This is a genomic window from Synechococcus sp. WC10meta, from assembly GCF_047461475.1.
Genome location: NZ_JANSHF010000015.1, coordinates 1 through 17,240 on the forward strand (window position 1 = coordinate 1; position 17,240 = coordinate 17,240).

The window sequence follows — 17,240 nt, forward strand, 5'->3', positions numbered from 1 at the left end:
AGATGTGTATAAGAGACAGGAATACACCCCTGCTGCGGATCGTAGAAGCGAGGGATCAAATTCACCAAAGTCGACTTGCCGGCCCCGGAGGATCCCACTAGAGCAACAATCTCGCCGGGAGCTACCTGAAAGCTGATGTCTTTAAGCACCGGCTGGCCCGGCTTGTAGGCAAAGGAGACCCGATCGAACTCCACCCAGCCCTGAATCGGCGGCAGGGGGCGGGCGCCAGGCAGCTCGCGCACGCGGGGTCGGGTATCTAGGAGCTCAAAGATCCGCTCCACGGAAGCCTCCCCTTGCTTTAGGTCGCTGTAGTTATTGGTGATGTGGACAATGGGATCGATGAGCAGAGCCACCCCCGCAATGAAGCCGAGGAACTGGCTGCCGGTCAGGTTGCCCTCGCTAATCTGCCAGCCCCCTACCCAGAATACCCCCAGGACGCTCATGGCGTAGAGAAAGCCCACCACCGGGTCTTGGATGGCTTTGACCTGTTCGGTTTGAAAGCGAGCCAGGCGGTTGCTTTCGGCCAGGGCGCTGAAGCGGCGGATCTCGTAGTCCTCGGCAGCAAAGGCGCGGGTGAGGCTGACGGCGGCAAAGACTTCCGTTAACAGAGAAGACAGGTCGGCCATGCTCTCCTGGTTGCGGCGGGAGCGCTGCAGCAGCCGCTCTCCAAACCAGCTGATCAAGGCGCCCATCAGGGGAGCAATCACCAGGGTGGTTAGGGTGAGGATGCCGTTGAGGTAGAACAAGTAGGCCACCACGGCCAGGATGGTGAGCACGCTGGGGATAAAGCGGTGGAAAAACCGCTGTACCACCTCCCCCACCCGATCCAGGTCGCTGGTGAGGCGATAGACAAGGTCACCCGTGCGGCTCCCGGAAAAATAGTCCACGTCCAATCCTTGCAAGTGGGCGTAGACTCGCTGCCGCAGCTCCAACACCATCTGCAGGGAGGCCCTGGCCATGAGGGTGTCCTGGCCGTACTGGAAGGCGCCACGCACTAAGAAGAACACCACCCCAATCAAGGCCAACGTCCGCAGTTGCCTGAGATCCCCAGCGCCAATGGAGCGAGCCACCCACTCGATCAAGTAGGCAAGGGCAGGCATGGTGAGGACAAAGCCGAGGGTACAGACTAGCCCCAGCAGCAACATCCACAGATGGGGCCGAATGAAGGGAAAGAGACGGCGATAGCTACGCAGCGGCTGCACCAAGGGCCATCCAAAAGGCTTCTGCCCCGATCAGCTTAGCGGAGATTAGCTCCTCAACGGCTGCCGGGATCCCCTCCTAGCAGCTTTTTTGCGGGATCTGAGGGAAACTGGCTCTCCTTTGGCCTCCCCCTGCCATCTTTTGCGCCAACGGCGCCAGCGGGAGACCAGGCAATCGCTGAGGCTGTGGTTAACGGATCCCAGCTCCAGCCCTAGGCCCACCCACCCCAGGGTCTCGGCGTGGGCTTGCAGCCACTGCCAGAGGTTGTCCCGCCAGATCCCCGGCTGCCACGGCCACCAGCCCAGGTGGGATCCCAGCCAGGCGACGGTCAGGCCCACCCCTGTCACCCACAAGCCCAGGTAGAGCAGCCGCAGAGCAGTGCCCACCAGCGGCCCGTGGGACCAGAAGGAGCGGTGCCGCAGCCAGCGGCGGTAGGGAAGCCAAATCCAGCGCAGGAACAGCCAGCGGCGATACTGGCGAGAGTCAGTGTCCAGATCCCCGGAAAACATCAGGCCGCTGAAGAGATAGGCCGACCCCACCGCCAAAGCCACAGCGGCACTGTTGCCCAGCAAAGCCACTGCCAGGGTAATGCCGGGAGCTGTCCAGAGGATGAGGCGATCGTGGGTGGATCCCCAGGGCATAAAGAGCACAGCCCTCCCCTGGGGCTGAGTCTAGCCGCAAGTGGGGGAAAAAGCAGGGATCCCTCGATTGAGGCGATCCAACACCTGCAACTGCCGGTAGAGCATCTCCACCCGCGGCATTTGGACTCCACCCTGCTGGGCATAGCGGAGAGGGTTGGCAAAAATAGCCTCCAGCTCCAGGGGACGCTTGCGCTCGTAGTCAATCTTCATGCTGGTGCGGTAGGGGACCATCTTCTCGGTGTTAGCCAGCATCTCGGGAATTAGGGAAGGGGGAAGCCGGCGACCACAGGCCGCAGCTCCCTCCACCACCTCTTGCATCAGGGCTTCTGCCAGGGCGCGGGCTTCCGGATCCCGGATTATCTGCTGGGTGTCGGCATTGAAAACAACCGAGAGGCCATTGAAGGGAATGTTCCAGACCAACTTCTGCCAGCGGGCCTCCATCAGATCCGGCGAGAGGGAGGTAGGGATCCCAGCCCGTTGAAAATCGGCCTGGATCTGTTGCAGACGGGGCGTGATCCCCTGGGGGGCATAGCCAGGGCCATATTCGGCCAGCAGTACTGAGCCATAGTCGAGGTGGCGGATATGGCCAGGGCCAACTTTATTGGAGCTGATGAAACAGAGGCCACCCACGACGCGCTCAGGGCCGACACAGTTGGCAATCTCCGGCTCTGCGCCCAAGCCGTTTTGCAGCAGGATCACCACGCCCTTTTCAGCCAGCACAGGCGGCAGCAGCCGGGGCAGAAGGTGATTTTGGGTGGCTTTCAGGGCCACGATTACTCCCTCACAAGGGGGCATTGCCTCCACGGAGGCGTAGGCATTGACCTGGGGCAGGTGAAAGTCTCCCCAGCAGGATTCCACCCACAAGCCGTTTTGGCGCACCTGCTCGTAGTCGCTATGGAGCAGGAAATGCACCTCAAAGCCGGCCTGCTGTAGCTTGGCCCCGTAGAATCCTCCCACGGCGCCACTGCCCAAAACCGCATAGCGGCGGCTTTCCGGCAACTGGGACATCGCAAAACCTTGAGCCGATATCCCCACCCTAGCGCACTCTGGAGAGCTCACTCAGAATCAGGGTTGATCAGCAGCACCCGCTCCTCGCCGTCGGTTTCGCGCAGGTGCACCTTGACCATTTGCTCGGGAGTTGTGGTCAGCCTATGGCCGCAGTAATCCGGCTGAATGGGGAAGTGCCGATGGCCGCGGTCAATCAGCACGGCCAAGCGCACCCGTTCTGGGCGCCCAAAGTGGTTCAGGGCCTCCAAAGCCGCCCGAACAGTGCGGCCGTGAAAGATAACGTCGTCCACTAGCACCACCTCTTGGCCAGTGAGATCCCGGGGCATTTCACTGCGATCGGGAGTGCGCAGCCGGCCAGAGCCCAGGTCGTCGCGGAAGAAGGTGATGTCCAACTCCCCTACCTGGGGCGGTATCCCAAACAGCTCGGCTATGCCATCCCGGAGCCGGTAGGCCAAAGGCACCCCGCGGGTGCGGATGCCGATCAACACCAGCCTGTCCAGGTGGGGGTGATCTCTGCCAATGGCCGCCGCCAAAGCCGCCATTTGCCTAGCCATCTCCTGGGCATTGAACACCTCGGTTGTGGACATGGACAGTTGAGGCCGACCTATAGGAGCCCAAGTTAGCCCAGATCCGCAGCCAGTAGGATAGGATATAAAGCCCTAGAAGGGAGAGAGCCGCCATGTCCACTGCAGTGTCCGCTACAGGTCCAGCTTCGACGGAGAAAAGAGGGCCTAGGTGGGCCCGCTGTTTACGGGCCGTGCTGGCGGTTCTCCCTCTGCTGGCCTTGGGGTTATTCCTGCTGGGATCCCCGGCCTGGGCGGAAGACTACAGCAAGCGGGAGCTGCAGGGGGCAGACTTTGCCGGACAAGACCTGAGCGGCTGGAAATTTCTCAAAGCCAACCTGCGACAGAGCAATCTCAGCCACGTGAAGGCGGCAGGAGCCAATTTTTTCGGAGCCAACCTCAGCAAAGCTAACCTACGCGGGGCGGATCTGCGCGGCGCCACCCTGGACATGGCCAATTTGCAGGGTGCTGATCTGCGGGAAGCCCAACTGCAAGACAGCATGATGTGGCTGGTGCGGGTGGAAGGGATCGAGATCGAGGGAGCAGATTTTACCAATGCCCTAATCCGCAAGGATGCCCTCGCCATCCTCTGCGAGCGGGCTAGCGGCGTTAACCCGGTTACCGGCCGGGCCACCCGCGACACCCTGGGGTGCAACTAGCCCTCACCCCCAGCCCCCCTCCCTGGGAGAGAGGGGCGAAACTTTGGAAATAGCCCTAGCTTACGAGCTGGGGGCAGCCGCCTCTGAGGGGGCAGGCTTGCGCTGAAACTGACCCAGGAGCGAGTTCCAGGCTATGCGTGCCATGGACAGCAGCCAGTTGCCCTCCAGCTCTCTAAACAAGTCCATGTTGAGCTTGAAGGCGTAGTTGGCTTCTGCCACAATGCGCTCGATAGTAGCCTGGTCCAGCCCCAGCGCATCCAGTTGAGCGCGGTAGCGCTGCTTAAACTTGCCCTCGTGCGGGATCTGTTCAAAGTCGTAGAAGGCGGTGCCTTCCCCTGGTGGCAGGCGCAGGGCCCGGCGGGCAATGTTTTTCAGGATCTGGCCGCCCGACAGGTCGCCAATGTAGCGGGTGTAGGCGTGGGCAATCAGCAGAACCGGATCTTTTTCCACCACTTCTTGAATGCGGTTGACATAGACTTGGCAAGCGGGAGAGGGCTTGACCACAGAGGGCCAATGGGGACCGATGAAATAGTTCAAATCTTTCTCTAGGCTGGCCTTGCGCCACAATTCGGGGTAGTAGAGCTGACCCACTATCGGGTGCTCTCGCAACCGCGCAAACCCCTCTTCCAGCGCACTGTAGACAAAGTAGAAATTGCCCACGTAGCGGCTGTAGGTACGCCTATCAACCACTCCCTTGAGGAAGCATTTGATAAAGGTCATATTCTCGGCCATGGTGTGGGACTGCTTGGTGCCCTCCCGCAACTGGGTTGACAGGCCAGCGTTTTGATTTTCTTGGCTGGGCAAACCTTTACTCACAAAACCCTCCTTGTAAAAAGTTGCTTGGCTCCGGCCATTGACCGGCTTATGGAGGCAGCGAGGGATGCCTCAGCAGCAGACCCGGCAAAGGCAACGCAGACCGCTCGCTGCGGCAGCTAAACGCCCTTCTCCGGGGCTCGATGCTTCTTTTTCCCCGCCATCCCTATCTAAGCAGCACTCGACTGGCGGTCAATGGCTTAAGCTTAGAATAATCCGCCCGAGTGTGAATGGATGTGAACAATCCTTAAGGCAGGTTGGAGAGGAAGCAGAGCTTGCTAGCTCCCAGGCTAAAGGCAGGAGTTGCCGCCAACCCTTGTAAAGTTCGTTGACGATCGTTGGCGGGGCTTCTATAATTGGAGGCCTGACTGCAGCGCAAGCCCTGCTAAGCAACGCATGAGCTCGTTAGCTGTTCCCTCCCCTGTTCTTACCTTACCTGACCTGGTAGAGATTCAGCGGGAAAGTTTCCTCTGGTTTTTACGGGAAGGGTTTGAAGAGGAGCTCCTGAGTTTTTCTCCCATTGTCGATTACACCGGCAAGCTGGAGCTGCACTTTCTGCCAGACTACCGGCCTGGGGATCCCTCCAAGGGGTACAAGATCAACAAGCCGCGCTACGACCCAGAGGAGGCCAAGCGGCGGGATGCCACCTATCAAGCCCAAATCCGGGTGCCGACGCGCTTAATCAACAAGGAGACGGGCGAAATCAAAGACATGGACGTCTTCATGGGCGAGCTGCCCTTGATGACGGATCGAGGCACCTTCATCATCAACGGCGCGGAGCGGGTGATCGTCAACCAGATTGTGCGCAGCCCCGGCGTTTACTACAAGGCGGAGCTGGACAAAAGTGGCCGCCGCACCTACAGCGCTAGCCTCATTCCCAACCGTGGTGCCTGGCTGAAGTTTGAGACGGACAAGAAGGGGCTGGTGTGGGTGCGCATCGACAAAACCCGCAAGCTCTCGGCAGCAGTTTTGCTCAAAGCTTTGGGCCTGAGTGACTCGGAGATCTACGACAGCCTGCGCCACCCCGAATTTTTCCAAAGGACCATGGAAGAGGAGGGGCAATACAGCGAAGAAGAGGCGCTGATGGAGCTCTACCGCAAGCTGCGGCCCGGGGAGCCTCCTACAGTCTCTGGCGGCCAGCAACTGCTGGAATCGCGCTTTTTTGATCCCAAGCGCTACGACCTAGGCCGGGTAGGGCGCTACAAGCTCAACAAGAAGCTCAACCTGACGGTGCCCGAAAATGTTCGGGTGCTTACCGTTACCGACATTCTGGCCGTTATCGACTACCTCATCAACTTGGAATACGACATTGGCCAGGTGGATGACATTGACCACCTGGGCAATCGGCGGGTGCGCTCGGTGGGCGAGCTGCTGCAAAACCAGGTGCGGGTGGGCCTCAACCGCCTGGAGCGGATTATTCGCGAGCGCATGACGGTTTCCGAGTCGGAAAACCTTACCCCTGCCTCGCTGGTTAACCCCAAGCCCCTAGTGGCAGCTATTAAGGAGTTCTTCGGCTCCAGCCAGCTCTCCCAGTTCTTGGATCAGACCAACCCCCTGGCAGAGCTGACCCACAAGCGGCGGCTGTCGGCTCTGGGCCCTGGGGGCCTGACGCGGGAGCGGGCTGGCTTTGCCGTGCGGGACATCCACCCCAGCCACTACGGGCGCATCTGTCCCATCGAAACCCCCGAAGGGCCCAACGCCGGGTTGATTGGGTCTCTTGCTACCCACGCCCGCGTCAACCAATACGGCTTTATCGAAAGCCCCTACTACCGCGTCGAGAATGGCGTGGTGCGCAAAGACCTGGGGATGGTCTACCTCACCGCCGACGAAGAGGACGAGTACCGCGTGGCGCCAGGGGACGTGCCGGTGGACGCCGAAGGCCGCATCACTGCCGAGGTGGTGCCCGTGCGCTACCGCCAAGAATTCACCACTGCTCACCCCAGTGAGGTGCACTACGTACAGGTGTCGCCGGTGCAGGTGATCTCGGTGGCCACCTCGTTGATCCCCTTCCTGGAGCATGACGACGCCAACCGCGCCTTGATGGGAGCCAACATGCAGCGCCAGGCGGTGCCCCTGCTCAAGCCAGAGCGGCCCTACGTGGGCACAGGCCTGGAAGCCCAGGCGGCGCGGGACTCCGGCATGGTGGTGGTGTCGCGCACCAACGGGGTGGTGACCTATGTTTCCGCCGATGAAATCGTGGTGCGGCCCGAGGATGGGGGAGATCCCATTGTCTACCGCCTGCAAAAATATCAGCGCTCCAACCAAGACACCTGCCTCAACCAGCGTCCTCTGGTCTACGTGGGGGATCGGGTAGTGGCCGGCCAGGTGCTGGCTGACGGTCCAGCAACCGAGGGCGGCGAGCTGGCCTTAGGCCAGAACGTGCTGGTGGCCTACATGCCCTGGGAGGGCTACAACTACGAAGACGCCATCTTGATCAGCGAGCGGCTGGTCTACGATGATGTCTTCACCTCCGTGCACATCGAGAAATACGAAATTGAGGCCCGGCAGACCAAGCTGGGGCCAGAGGAGATTACCCGCGAGATCCCCAACGTGGGGGAAGATGCCCTGCGCAACCTGGACGAAAACGGCATCGTGCGCATTGGGGCTTGGGTGGAAGCCGGCGACATTCTGGTGGGCAAGGTTACGCCCAAAGGGGAGTCGGATCAGCCTCCGGAAGAGCGGCTGCTGCGGGCCATTTTTGGGGAGAAAGCTCGCGATGTGCGGGACAACTCCCTGCGCGTGCCCAACGGTGAGCGCGGGCGGGTGGTGGATGTGCGCATCTTTACCCGCGAGCAGGGGGATGAGCTGCCGCCGGGGGCCAACATGGTGGTGCGAGTCTACATTGCCCTCAAGCGCAAAATCCAGGTGGGAGATAAGATTGCTGGCCGCCACGGCAACAAAGGCATCATCTCCCGCATTTTGCCGGTTGAGGACATGCCCTATCTGCCCGATGGCACGCCGGTGGACGTGGTGCTCAACCCCCTGGGAGTGCCCTCCCGCATGAACGTGGGCCAAGTGTACGAGTGCCTGCTGGGCTGGGCCGCGGAGCACTTGGGGGTGCGCTTTAAGCTAATGCCCTTCGATGAAATGCACGGCCTGGAGGCTTCCCGACTGACCGTGGAAGCCAAGTTGCGGGAGGCGCGCGAGAAGACCGGCAAGGACTGGATCTTCAACCCTGAGGGCAAATACTGCGGCAAGGTGCAGGTGTTTGACGGCCGCACGGGCGAGCCCTTCGACCAGCCGGTTACGGTGGGCCGGGCCTACATGCTGAAGCTCGTGCACTTGGTGGACGACAAGATCCACGCCCGCTCCACCGGCCCCTACTCGCTGGTAACCCAGCAACCGCTGGGGGGTAAAGCCCAGCAGGGTGGCCAGCGCTTTGGGGAGATGGAGGTGTGGGCTTTGGAGGCGTTTGGGGCGGCCTACATCTTGCAGGAACTGCTCACGGTCAAGTCGGACGACATGGTGGGGCGCAACGAGGCCCTCAACGCCATCGTCAAGGGCAAGCCCATTCCTCGGCCGGGCACGCCGGAATCTTTCAAGGTGTTGGTGCGGGAGCTGCAGTCCCTGTGCCTGGACGTCTCCGTGTACAAGGTGGAGGTGGACAGCAAAGGCCAGCCCCACCATGTGGAGGTAGACCTAATGGCCGATGTCTCGACCCGCCATGTCCCTTCTCGGCCCACTTACCAGTCAATTACGGCTGAGGATCTCTCCCCAGCAGCCAGGGAAGGCTTCGTAGCTAGCCGCAGCCGGGACGAGGAAGAAGACGAGGACGATTTTTAGGTGGCGCCAGGCAGGTTTCAGCTAAGGGAGGAAAGGGGGGAGGATCCCTCTCTCCTTCCTATCTAGGTGCTAAGGCAGCAAGTCAGGAGAAATGGCTATGGCCAGACCAGAGCAGCGCTTTGACTACATCAAGATTGGGTTGGCCTCTCCCCAGCGGATTATGGAGTGGTGCCAGCGCACCCTGCCCAACGGCCAAGTCGTGGGAGAGGTTACCAAGCCAGAGACCATCAACTACCGCACCCTCAAGCCGGAGATGGATGGTCTCTTCTGTGAGCGCATCTTCGGGCCGGTTAAGGACTGGGAGTGCCACTGTGGCAAGTACAAGCGCGTGCGGCACCGCGGCATTGTTTGCGAACGCTGTGGGGTGGAAGTGACGGAGTCGCGGGTGCGCCGCTATCGCATGGGCTACATCAAGCTGGCTGCCCCGGTTACCCACGTTTGGTATCTGAAAGGGATCCCTAGCTACATTGCCACCCTGCTGGACATGCCGCTGCGCGACGTGGAGCAGGTGGTGTACTTTAACGCCTACGTCGTGGTGGATCCGGGCAATGCCCCCAACCTCTCCTACAAGCAGCTGCTGACGGAGGATCAATACCTTGAGATCGAAGATCAGATGTACGAGGAGGGATCCAACCTGCAGCTGCCGGAAAACTGGGCCATGATTGGGGCCGAGGCCATCGAACGCCTGCTCAAAGACATTGACCTAGAAAAAGAGGCGGAGAAGTTGCGCGAGGAAATCGCCAGTGCCCGCGGCCAGAAGCGAGCCCGCCTGATCAAGCGGCTGCGGGTCATCAACAACTTCATTGCCACGGGAGCTCGGCCTGAGTGGATGGTGCTGCGGGTGCTGCCGGTCATCCCCCCCGATCTGCGCCCGATGGTGCAGTTGGATGGGGGCCGTTTTGCCACCAGTGACCTCAACGACCTCTATCGCCGCGTGATTAATCGCAACAACCGCCTGGCGCGCCTGCAGGAGATCATGGCGCCGGAGATCATTGTGCGCAACGAAAAGCGCATGCTGCAGGAGGCAGTAGATGCCCTCATTGACAACGGGCGGCGCGGGCGCATGGTGGTGGGAGCCAACAATCGTCCCCTCAAGTCCCTGTCGGACATCATTGAGGGCAAACAGGGCCGTTTTCGGCAAAACCTGCTGGGCAAGCGGGTGGACTATTCAGGGCGCTCGGTGATTGTGGTGGGGCCCAACCTGCGCATGCACCAGTGCGGCTTGCCCAAAGAGATGGCCATTGAGCTATTTCAGCCCTTCGTCATCCATAAGTTGATCAAGCGAAATATCGTCAACAACATCAAAGCCGCCAAAAAGCTCATCCAAAGCAATGACCCGCAGGTTTGGGACGTGCTGGAGGAGGTCATCGACGGCCACCCAGTTTTGCTCAACCGCGCTCCCACGTTGCACCGCCTCGGGATCCAAGCCTTTGAGCCGGTTCTGGTGGAGGGGAGGGCAATTCAGCTCCATCCCTTGGTCTGCCCCGCCTTTAACGCTGACTTTGACGGCGACCAGATGGCTGTCCATGTGCCTCTGTCCTTGGAAGCCCAGGCGGAAGCGCGCCTGCTGATGTTGGCCACCAACAACATCCTCTCCCCAGCCACCGGTGCCCCCATCATTACCCCTACCCAAGACATGGTTTTGGGCTGCTACTACCTGACAGTGGACAACCCCGAGGCACCCGAGGTTAACGACCGCTATTTTGCTAGCCTGGAGGATGCTCTTGTCGCCTACGACCGCGGCATCATTGGCCTGCACAGCAAAATCTGGGTGCGCTACAGCGGCCCGATGGAGTTGGGCAAAGGAGAAAAAGAGTCAGAGCCCCAGATTGTCGAGGAGCCAGGCGGTACCCGCCTCAAGATCACCAACTACCGCCGCATCCGCGAGGATCAAGAGGGCAACGTTATCAGTCAATACATTCGCACTACGCCAGGCCGGATCATCTTTAACAAGACGGTGCAGGACATTCTGTTGGCATAGCCATGAGCGAAAAAGGACAAATTTCCCCCAGCCTGCGGTGGCAGCCTGCCTCTAGCTCTAGGGCCGAGACCCCGCCGCCTCCTATTCCCTTTCGCAACTATCAAATCGGCAAAAAAGAGCTGCACAACCTCATTGCCTGGGCTTTTGCCCGCTACGGCACTGCCCGCACAGCGCAGATGGCGGATGCCCTGAAGACATTGGGCTTCAGGTACGCCACCCAAGCTGCCGTCTCCATCAGCATTGAAGACCTGCGCATTCCGCCCAGCAAGCGGCAGCTCTTGGCCCAGGCAGAGGCGGAGATCGAGGCGGCCACAGAGCGCTTTATCCGCGGCGAGATTACCGAGGTGGAGCGCTACCAAAAGGTCATCGACACTTGGAACCAAGTCAATGAGCAAATTAAAGAGGAAATGCTCAACAACTTCCGCCAGAACGATCCCCTCAACTCCGTCTACATGATGGCCCACTCGGGGGCAAGGGGGAACGTCTCGCAAGTGCGGCAGTTGGTGGGCATGCGCGGCCTGATGGCCAATCCGCAGGGGGAGATCATCGACCTGCCCATCAAGGCCAATTTCCGCGAGGGCTTAACCGTGACCGAATACATCATCTCCTCCTACGGCGCGCGCAAGGGCTTGGTGGACACGGCGCTGCGGACTGCCGACTCCGGCTACCTCACCCGCCGCCTGGTGGATGTCTGCCAGGACGTGATTGTGCGAGAGGCCGACTGCGGCACGGATCAAGGGATCCCGCTCCAGGCCTTGATGGATGGCGATAAAGTCGTTGTGCCGCTGGAGGAGCGCCTGGTAGGGCGGGTGCTGGCCCAAGATGTGGTGCATCCGCAAACCCAGGAGATCCTGGCCCGCCGCAACCAAGAGGTAGATCACGACTTGGCCAAAACCATTGTGGAGGCGGGCATCCAGCAGGTAATGGTGCGTTCTCCCCTTACCTGTGAAGCCAACCGCTCAGTGTGCCGCATGTGCTACGGCTGGAGCCTGGCCCACTCTCGCTTGGTGGATCTGGGGGAGGCGGTTGGGATCATTGCCGCCCAATCGATTGGAGAGCCGGGCACGCAGTTGACCATGCGCACCTTCCACACGGGAGGGGTGTTTACAGGGGAGGTGGCTCGCCAAATCCGCGCCCCCTTTGCCGGGGTAGTGCGCTTCCCGAAAAACCTGCGCACCCGCCCCTTCCGCACCCGCCACGGCGACGATGCCCTCCAGGTGGAGGTCAACAACCAAATCGTTCTGGAAGGGCCAGAGGGACAGCGAGAAGTCTTCGACCTGACCCAGGGATCCACCCTGCTGGTGCGAGATGGGGCCCTGGTGCAGCGGGATCAGTTAATTGCGGAAGTGGCCGTAGCCAAAGCGGTGCGCAAGAGCACCGAGAAAGCCCAGAAGGAAGTGGTGGCCGATCTGGCGGGGGAAATTCGCTTTACCGACCTGCTCATCGAGGAGAAAGCCGACCGCCAGGGCAACACCACCTCTACTGCCCAGCGGCAAGGGCTGATCTGGGTCCTGTCTGGCCAGGTGTACAACCTGCCTCCCGGCGCTGAGCCAGCGGTAAAAAACGGGGATCGGGTGCAGCCGGGGGATGTTATTGCCCAAACCTCGCTGGTCACCGAGCACGGTGGCATCGTGCGCCTGCCAGAGCGCAGCGACATCAAAGGCGGACGGGAGGTGGAGATCATCAATGCGGCGGTGGTGCTCCACGAGGCGCGGGTGCGGGTGGAATCTCACCAAGGCCGAGAGCAATTTTTGCTGGACACGCCCAGCGGCCAGACTTTTGTTCTCAAGGCTACACCAGGTACCAAGGTGGGCAACGACGAGGTGGTGGCGGAGCTCATCGACAACCACTTCCGCAGCCACACGGGAGGCTTGGCAAAGTTTGCTGGCGTTGAGGTAGCCCGGCGGGGCAGAGCAAAGCAGGGCTACGAAGTCATCCGCGGCGGCACCCTGCTGTGGATCCCGGAGGAGACCCATGAGGTGAACAAGGACATCTCCCTCCTCAATGTGGAAGATGGCCAGTACGTGGAAGCCGGCACCGAGGTAGTGAAGGACATCTTCTGCCAAAATGCCGGTGTTGTCGAGGTTATCCAGAAAAACGACATCCTCCGGGAAATCGTCATCAAGCCTGGATCCCTGCATCTGGTGGAGGATCCCGCTGATCTGGAAATCCCCACCGGCACCTTCATCCAGCCGGGTCAAAAGCTGCTCAGCAGCATTGTCCCTGACCGACTGGTCTATCTGGAGCAGGTGGAAACTCCCGAAGGACCCGGCATCCTGCTGCGGCCGGTGTATGAGTATGAAATCCCCGACCGACCGGTGGTGCCCACCCAGGAGTCTACGAGCGAGTCCGGTCGCTCCATTCGTCTGCGGGCTGTCCAGCGGGTTCCCTTCAAGGATGGGGAGCGGGTCAAGTCGGTGGGCCCGGTGGAATTGCTGCGCACGCAACTGGTGCTGGAGATCGATACTGACGCGCCGCAGCTCAAGGCCGATATTGAGCTCATCCAGGATGAGAAAGATCCCAGTATCCGCCGCCTGCAACTGGTGGTTCTGGAAACCTTGCTGCTGCGCCGCGATGTAGAGGCAGATCTAACTCAGGGGAGTACCCACACCCGGCTGTTGGTTAACCAAGGAGACACCGTCGGCAGAGGGGGGGTTATCGCCCGCACCGAGATCCAGGCCAAAAAAGCTGGGATTGTGCAAGGGATCCGCGAGGGCACCGAGGTGGTGCGGCGGGTGCTGGTGATTACCGACGACGATCTGCTGACGGTACCCTTAAACGGGCCAGCCAGCGTTGAGGTGGGAGCGCTGGTGCGAGCTGGAGAAGAACTGGCGCCGGGGATCCCTGCTCCCGAGTCGGGACAAGTGATGCAAATTGCGGAGGATCACCTGGTGCTGCGGCGGGCGCGGCCCTACCTGGTTTCGGCAGGTGCCATCCTCCAGGTGCGAGATGGAGATCTGGTTCAGCGGGGGGATGCCCTAGCTATCCTAATCTTCGAGCGGGCCAAGACCGGCGACATCATCCAGGGGCTGCCGCGGGTGGAGGAGCTGCTGGAGGCTCGCAAACCCAAGGAAATGTGTGTCTTGGCCAAGCGACCCGGCACCGTGCAGCTAAGCTGGCAGGGAGAGGAGCCGGATCTCAAGGTCATTGAAGCTGATGGCACGGTTACTCCCTATGCCGTGCTGCCAGGGCAGAGCTTGATGGTGGTGGACGGCCAATCGGTGGGGGTAGGGGATCCCCTGACTGACGGCCCTGCCAACCCCCATGACCTTTTGGAGATCTACTTCGAGTACTACCGCCAGACCCTGGGAGATGACCAAGCGGCGCGGCTAGCCCTACGGGAGGTGCAGCGCTTCCTCGTCAACGAGGTCCAGAACGTCTACCGCTCGCAGGGGGTGGAGATTGCGGACAAGCACATTGAGATTGTGGTACGCCAGATGACCTCCAAGGTGCGGGTGGACGACAGCGGTGACACCGTCTTGCTGCCGGGTGAGCTGGTAGAGCTGCGGCAAATCCAGCAAGAGAATGCCTCCCTAGCCGTCAGTGGCGGGGCGCCGGCCAAGTACACACCTGTCCTCCTGGGGATCACCAAGGCCAGCTTGAATACCGACAGCTTCATCTCGGCAGCTAGCTTCCAGGAAACCACGCGGGTGCTCACCGAGGCAGCCATCGAGGGCAGATCCGACTGGCTGCGGGGTCTGAAGGAGAACGTCATCATTGGCCGCCTGATCCCGGCAGGCACAGGCTTTAGCACCTACCAGGAGATGGCTCCAGAGCCGGAGCCTCCTGAGGAGGAAGAACCTCCAGCCGTGCTGCCGACGGTGCCACGCCGCGTGGTCCTGGAGGACGACCAACTCATCGACGACTCCACCCCTGTCGACGAGCCGGAGGAGGAGGAAGAAGAGTAAGCCGCGCTTGCGGGGGTTTGGGGATCGGGCCCAGCACTGGCAAGCTGGTGGCAGTAAAACACCCCCTACAGCTGCTGCCAGATCCAGTGTTAGTAGCAGTTGCTGCCCCGTCAGCTAACTCCCTTCTCCTCCTGGGAGGGGGCTGGGAGAAAATAGCCATCCAGGCAAGAGGCAGTCAAAAATGCCGCTTTGTGGCACAATGGGCAACCTCGCCAACGCACCTTCTGCCTTCACGTGGATTAGCTAGGCTGGCAGGTACATTTCCTCTGGTAGGCCTTTTGCCTAGGCTAAAGTTGGCTCTGTCTTGAGCCTGTGTGCTCGAACCAGAGCAAGGAGTAGCTACCGTCAGCTCGACGGGAAGTGACGCCTGGGGAGATCCCTCTAGTGGGGTAGTGGAGGTGAACTCTGCTGCTAGCTATATGTCATGGAAGCAGGAAGAAAGCCTCAACCTGGAGCAAAAGTCCGCTTTTGTCCGGGGTTGTATGAGTCTTTCAGAGCGGATGTGGGCTGCAACGTAGCCAAGATAATTGCCTTGCTTGGAGCTTCCGTAAACCGGCGCAGGAGGGTGGTTGGTTTGCCAACCTCTAACCGGCGGGGGAGTTTACCTTCTCCTGCATCGCTGTATAGAAGCGCTCCCGCAGCTGTCTTTGAACCTAAGCTGCCGGCATGAGGGGACGGAAGCCGTGCTTGCGAGACAATTCCCCGATGAGATCTAGTTTCTCCAGGGTAATCAGGTTGCGGCCCCAACTGAAATTGGTGTGCAGGCCCTCAAACTCCAGCAGCATTGACTCGGCAAAGCAGGCAAAGAGGTGACGGGCAGGGTTGGCCACATTCAAAAACCGCATGATAGTCCACTCAATATCCAGCGAGTGCTCCACCATGCCGCCGTCGATGACATATAGCCCCTTGCGCTGCAACTGGGAGGCAATGTTTTTTGGATAGCCACCGTCGATGATGACGCAGGGATCCGGCAACACCTGTGGATCAAGGGTTACCCCCTGGCTCAGGCTGGCCACCCAGACGATGAAATCGGCACGGGGCAAGGCCTCTTCCAGGGAACAGATCTCTCCTTTTTTAAGCTTGGCCTGCAGCTCTTCTAGGCGTCGCCGCTCGCGGGCTACAAGCAACAGCTTGGCCACTGAAGTGCGGTTCACCAGCCACTGGCAAACAGCACTGCCAATATCGCCGGTAGCTCCCACCACGGCAACGGTGGCAGCGGCCAAGTCCATAGCGTAGCGCTGGGCTGCCGCCTGTAATTGTTGACAAATGATGTAAGCGGTGTGGGTGTTGCCAGTGGTGAAGCGTCGGATCTCCAGGTTGACGTTGCGCACCCGCTTGAGGGTTTCGAGGCGAAAATTCTCAAAGATAATGCTACTAAACCCGCCCAGGGCAGTGATATCAAGGCCTCGCCGCTGGGCTAAAGCCATCGCGTTTAAAACCTTGCGACAGGCGGCTTTGACCCGACCGCTGGCCAGCATTTCCGGCAAGAAACAGGATTCGACGTACTGACCATAAATTTTCTGGCCAGTGATGCTGGTAACTACAATTTCGTCCACCACCTGAGGTGGAGCCATGCACCAAAAGTCCAGGTCACTTTCTGCATATTCGGCATACCCCAGCTTGTCTGCCACTTGCTTTGCATGGGCCAGGCTGGTCAAGTGCCCAATCAGGCCAAACATAGAGGCTCACTCACGTAGCTTGTTGTGGATCCTCTCCGGATCCCCCCAAGGAGGATAGGAAGTGCCGCAGCTCAGCCAGGAATCCCCACAAAGCGGAAGGAGGTTAGGCAGCCCGCAGCCCCTGGGCTGACAAGCGCATCACCTCGCGCGTGTTAAAGCCAATGTTGGCCAGCGCTTCGCCATAGGCAATGAGGAAGTCTTCCACAATGGCCTCGCGATCCATGTAGATAGCTTCTATGTCTTCATTCACCTGCTGCAGCATCTTCCAGACCAGGGGCAGGTTTTGGGCGTTGGCCGTTTCAATTTGGGTTTTGACCTCGGCAAAGTGCTCGCCCAGCCAGCGCTCCCCAAAGTTGAGGTGGAGATACTCGTCCTGAACTACCCCTTCGGTAATCTTGCGGGCAAACTCATCGGCAACCGGGATGTAGATGTTGTAGGCGGCAATGGCAAAGCACTCGATGATTAGCGACTGAATGACCAAGCAAGTCACCAGGTCTGCAGCTACTGCCGCTTTTTGGAAATTGTCCCGCAAGGGGGCAAAGAAGGCACGGGCAAACTCCCTGTCCGGTTCTACCTTCAGGTTTTTGCCGCAGGCTTGGAAGCCCTTCATGTGGCGCAGTTCCATCTTGGCCAGCTTGCGCAGCTCCTCTGCTGCTGCCGGCAACATTTCGGCCAAGCGGAGGTAATTGTCGTGGGCTTCCTGTTCGCCTTCAATAACAATGCCGTTGATGCGAGAGTAGGCCTGCCGATACGCGGGGCTGCTGTAGTCTAGGGTGGTGTCGCTGGCATTGGCTGGGAGGGAAACGTTTGCTGGGGCCATACTCGTGCATCTCCTTGATGGGCTGTCGAGCGCCGGGATCCCTTTGCTAGCTGTGCAATAATCCTAGCGCTTGCTGGTCTAGGGTTACTCCACTCAGGATAGCCCTAGCTGGAACAGGATGGGTCGCATCCCTTTCGTTGGGAGAGACAAGCCTGCTAGGGTGGGTACTTAGGCAGCAGGGGAGA

At 60.2% G+C, this 17,240-nt stretch carries 11 protein-coding genes; 4 read left to right on the forward strand and 7 right to left on the reverse strand.

The features are described from left to right. The 4 genes from NW804_RS08260 to pyrR all read right to left on the reverse strand — a co-directional run. Positions 1–1,202 (reverse strand): ABC transporter ATP-binding protein (locus NW804_RS08260; protein ID WP_414423306.1); only part of this gene is annotated, 1,202 nt, incomplete at its 3' end. A gap of 45 nt (positions 1,203–1,247) precedes the next feature. Beyond that, positions 1,248–1,841, reverse strand: coding sequence for a metal-binding protein (locus NW804_RS08265; protein ID WP_414421077.1), 594 nt, complete (start codon positions 1,839–1,841; stop codon positions 1,248–1,250). 30 nt (positions 1,842–1,871) lie between these two features. Then, positions 1,872–2,849 (reverse strand): putative 2-dehydropantoate 2-reductase, encoded by a 978-nt coding sequence (locus NW804_RS08270; protein ID WP_414421076.1) that lies wholly within the window; start codon positions 2,847–2,849, stop codon positions 1,872–1,874. Positions 2,850–2,896: 47 nt separating this feature from the next. Further along, positions 2,897–3,436, reverse strand: coding sequence for a bifunctional pyr operon transcriptional regulator/uracil phosphoribosyltransferase PyrR (pyrR, locus tag NW804_RS08275; protein ID WP_414421075.1), 540 nt, complete (start codon positions 3,434–3,436; stop codon positions 2,897–2,899). A 92-nt stretch (positions 3,437–3,528) separates the two neighbouring features. On the opposite strand from pyrR, the gene NW804_RS08280 reads away from it, so the two are divergent. Continuing rightward, positions 3,529–4,071 carry a pentapeptide repeat-containing protein gene (locus NW804_RS08280; protein WP_414423307.1) on the forward strand — a complete coding sequence of 181 codons (543 nt, stop codon included), beginning with the start codon at positions 3,529–3,531 and terminating at the stop codon, positions 4,069–4,071. A gap of 60 nt (positions 4,072–4,131) precedes the next feature. Here NW804_RS08280 and NW804_RS08285 read toward each other — a convergent pair whose 3' ends face one another. Continuing rightward, positions 4,132–4,845: a heme oxygenase (biliverdin-producing) gene (locus NW804_RS08285; RefSeq protein WP_414421129.1), complete on the reverse strand. Its 714-nt coding sequence runs from the start codon at positions 4,843–4,845 to the stop codon at positions 4,132–4,134. Positions 4,846–5,280: 435 nt separating this feature from the next. Here NW804_RS08285 and rpoB point away from each other — a divergent pair, with 435 nt between their 5' ends. From rpoB to NW804_RS08300, 3 genes are all read left to right on the forward strand, one after another. Next, entirely contained in the window at positions 5,281–8,667 is a 3,387-nt protein-coding gene (gene rpoB / locus NW804_RS08290; RefSeq protein ID WP_414423308.1) for a DNA-directed RNA polymerase subunit beta, read from the forward strand. A 97-nt stretch (positions 8,668–8,764) separates the two neighbouring features. After that, positions 8,765–10,648: a DNA-directed RNA polymerase subunit gamma gene (locus NW804_RS08295; protein WP_414395959.1), complete on the forward strand. Its 1,884-nt coding sequence runs from the start codon at positions 8,765–8,767 to the stop codon at positions 10,646–10,648. Positions 10,649–10,650: 2 nt separating this feature from the next. Beyond that, positions 10,651–14,556 carry a DNA-directed RNA polymerase subunit beta' gene (locus tag NW804_RS08300; protein WP_414423309.1) on the forward strand — a complete coding sequence of 1,302 codons (3,906 nt, stop codon included), beginning with the start codon at positions 10,651–10,653 and terminating at the stop codon, positions 14,554–14,556. Between the two features lie 653 nt (positions 14,557–15,209). Here the strand turns inward: NW804_RS08300 and NW804_RS08305 are convergent. Next, the gene (locus tag NW804_RS08305; protein ID WP_414410236.1) at positions 15,210–16,235 is read right to left on the reverse strand and encodes a long-chain acyl-[acyl-carrier-protein] reductase; all 1,026 of its coding nucleotides are present in this window, start codon (positions 16,233–16,235) and stop codon (positions 15,210–15,212) included. Between the two features lie 103 nt (positions 16,236–16,338). Then, a complete protein-coding gene (locus NW804_RS08310; RefSeq protein WP_414395952.1) occupies positions 16,339–17,055 on the reverse strand; it encodes an aldehyde oxygenase (deformylating) in 717 nt (238 codons plus the stop codon). Positions 17,056–17,240 lie beyond the last annotated feature (185 nt).

Coding starts and splice junctions, on each gene's coding strand:
- NW804_RS08270 (WP_414421076.1), bottom strand. CDS start 2,849: ATGTCCCAGTTGCCGGAAAGCCGCCGCTATGCGGTTTTGGGCAGTGGC.
- NW804_RS08280 (WP_414423307.1), top strand. CDS start 3,529: ATGTCCACTGCAGTGTCCGCTACAGGTCCAGCTTCGACGGAGAAAAGA.
- NW804_RS08305 (WP_414410236.1), bottom strand. CDS start 16,235: ATGTTTGGCCTGATTGGGCACTTGACCAGCCTGGCCCATGCAAAGCAA.
- NW804_RS08310 (WP_414395952.1), bottom strand. CDS start 17,055: ATGGCCCCAGCAAACGTTTCCCTCCCAGCCAATGCCAGCGACACCACC.
- NW804_RS08300 (WP_414423309.1), top strand. CDS start 10,651: ATGAGCGAAAAAGGACAAATTTCCCCCAGCCTGCGGTGGCAGCCTGCC.
- pyrR (WP_414421075.1), bottom strand. CDS start 3,436: ATGTCCACAACCGAGGTGTTCAATGCCCAGGAGATGGCTAGGCAAATG.
- rpoB (WP_414423308.1), top strand. CDS start 5,281: ATGAGCTCGTTAGCTGTTCCCTCCCCTGTTCTTACCTTACCTGACCTG.
- NW804_RS08265 (WP_414421077.1), bottom strand. CDS start 1,841: ATGCCCTGGGGATCCACCCACGATCGCCTCATCCTCTGGACAGCTCCC.
- NW804_RS08295 (WP_414395959.1), top strand. CDS start 8,765: ATGGCCAGACCAGAGCAGCGCTTTGACTACATCAAGATTGGGTTGGCC.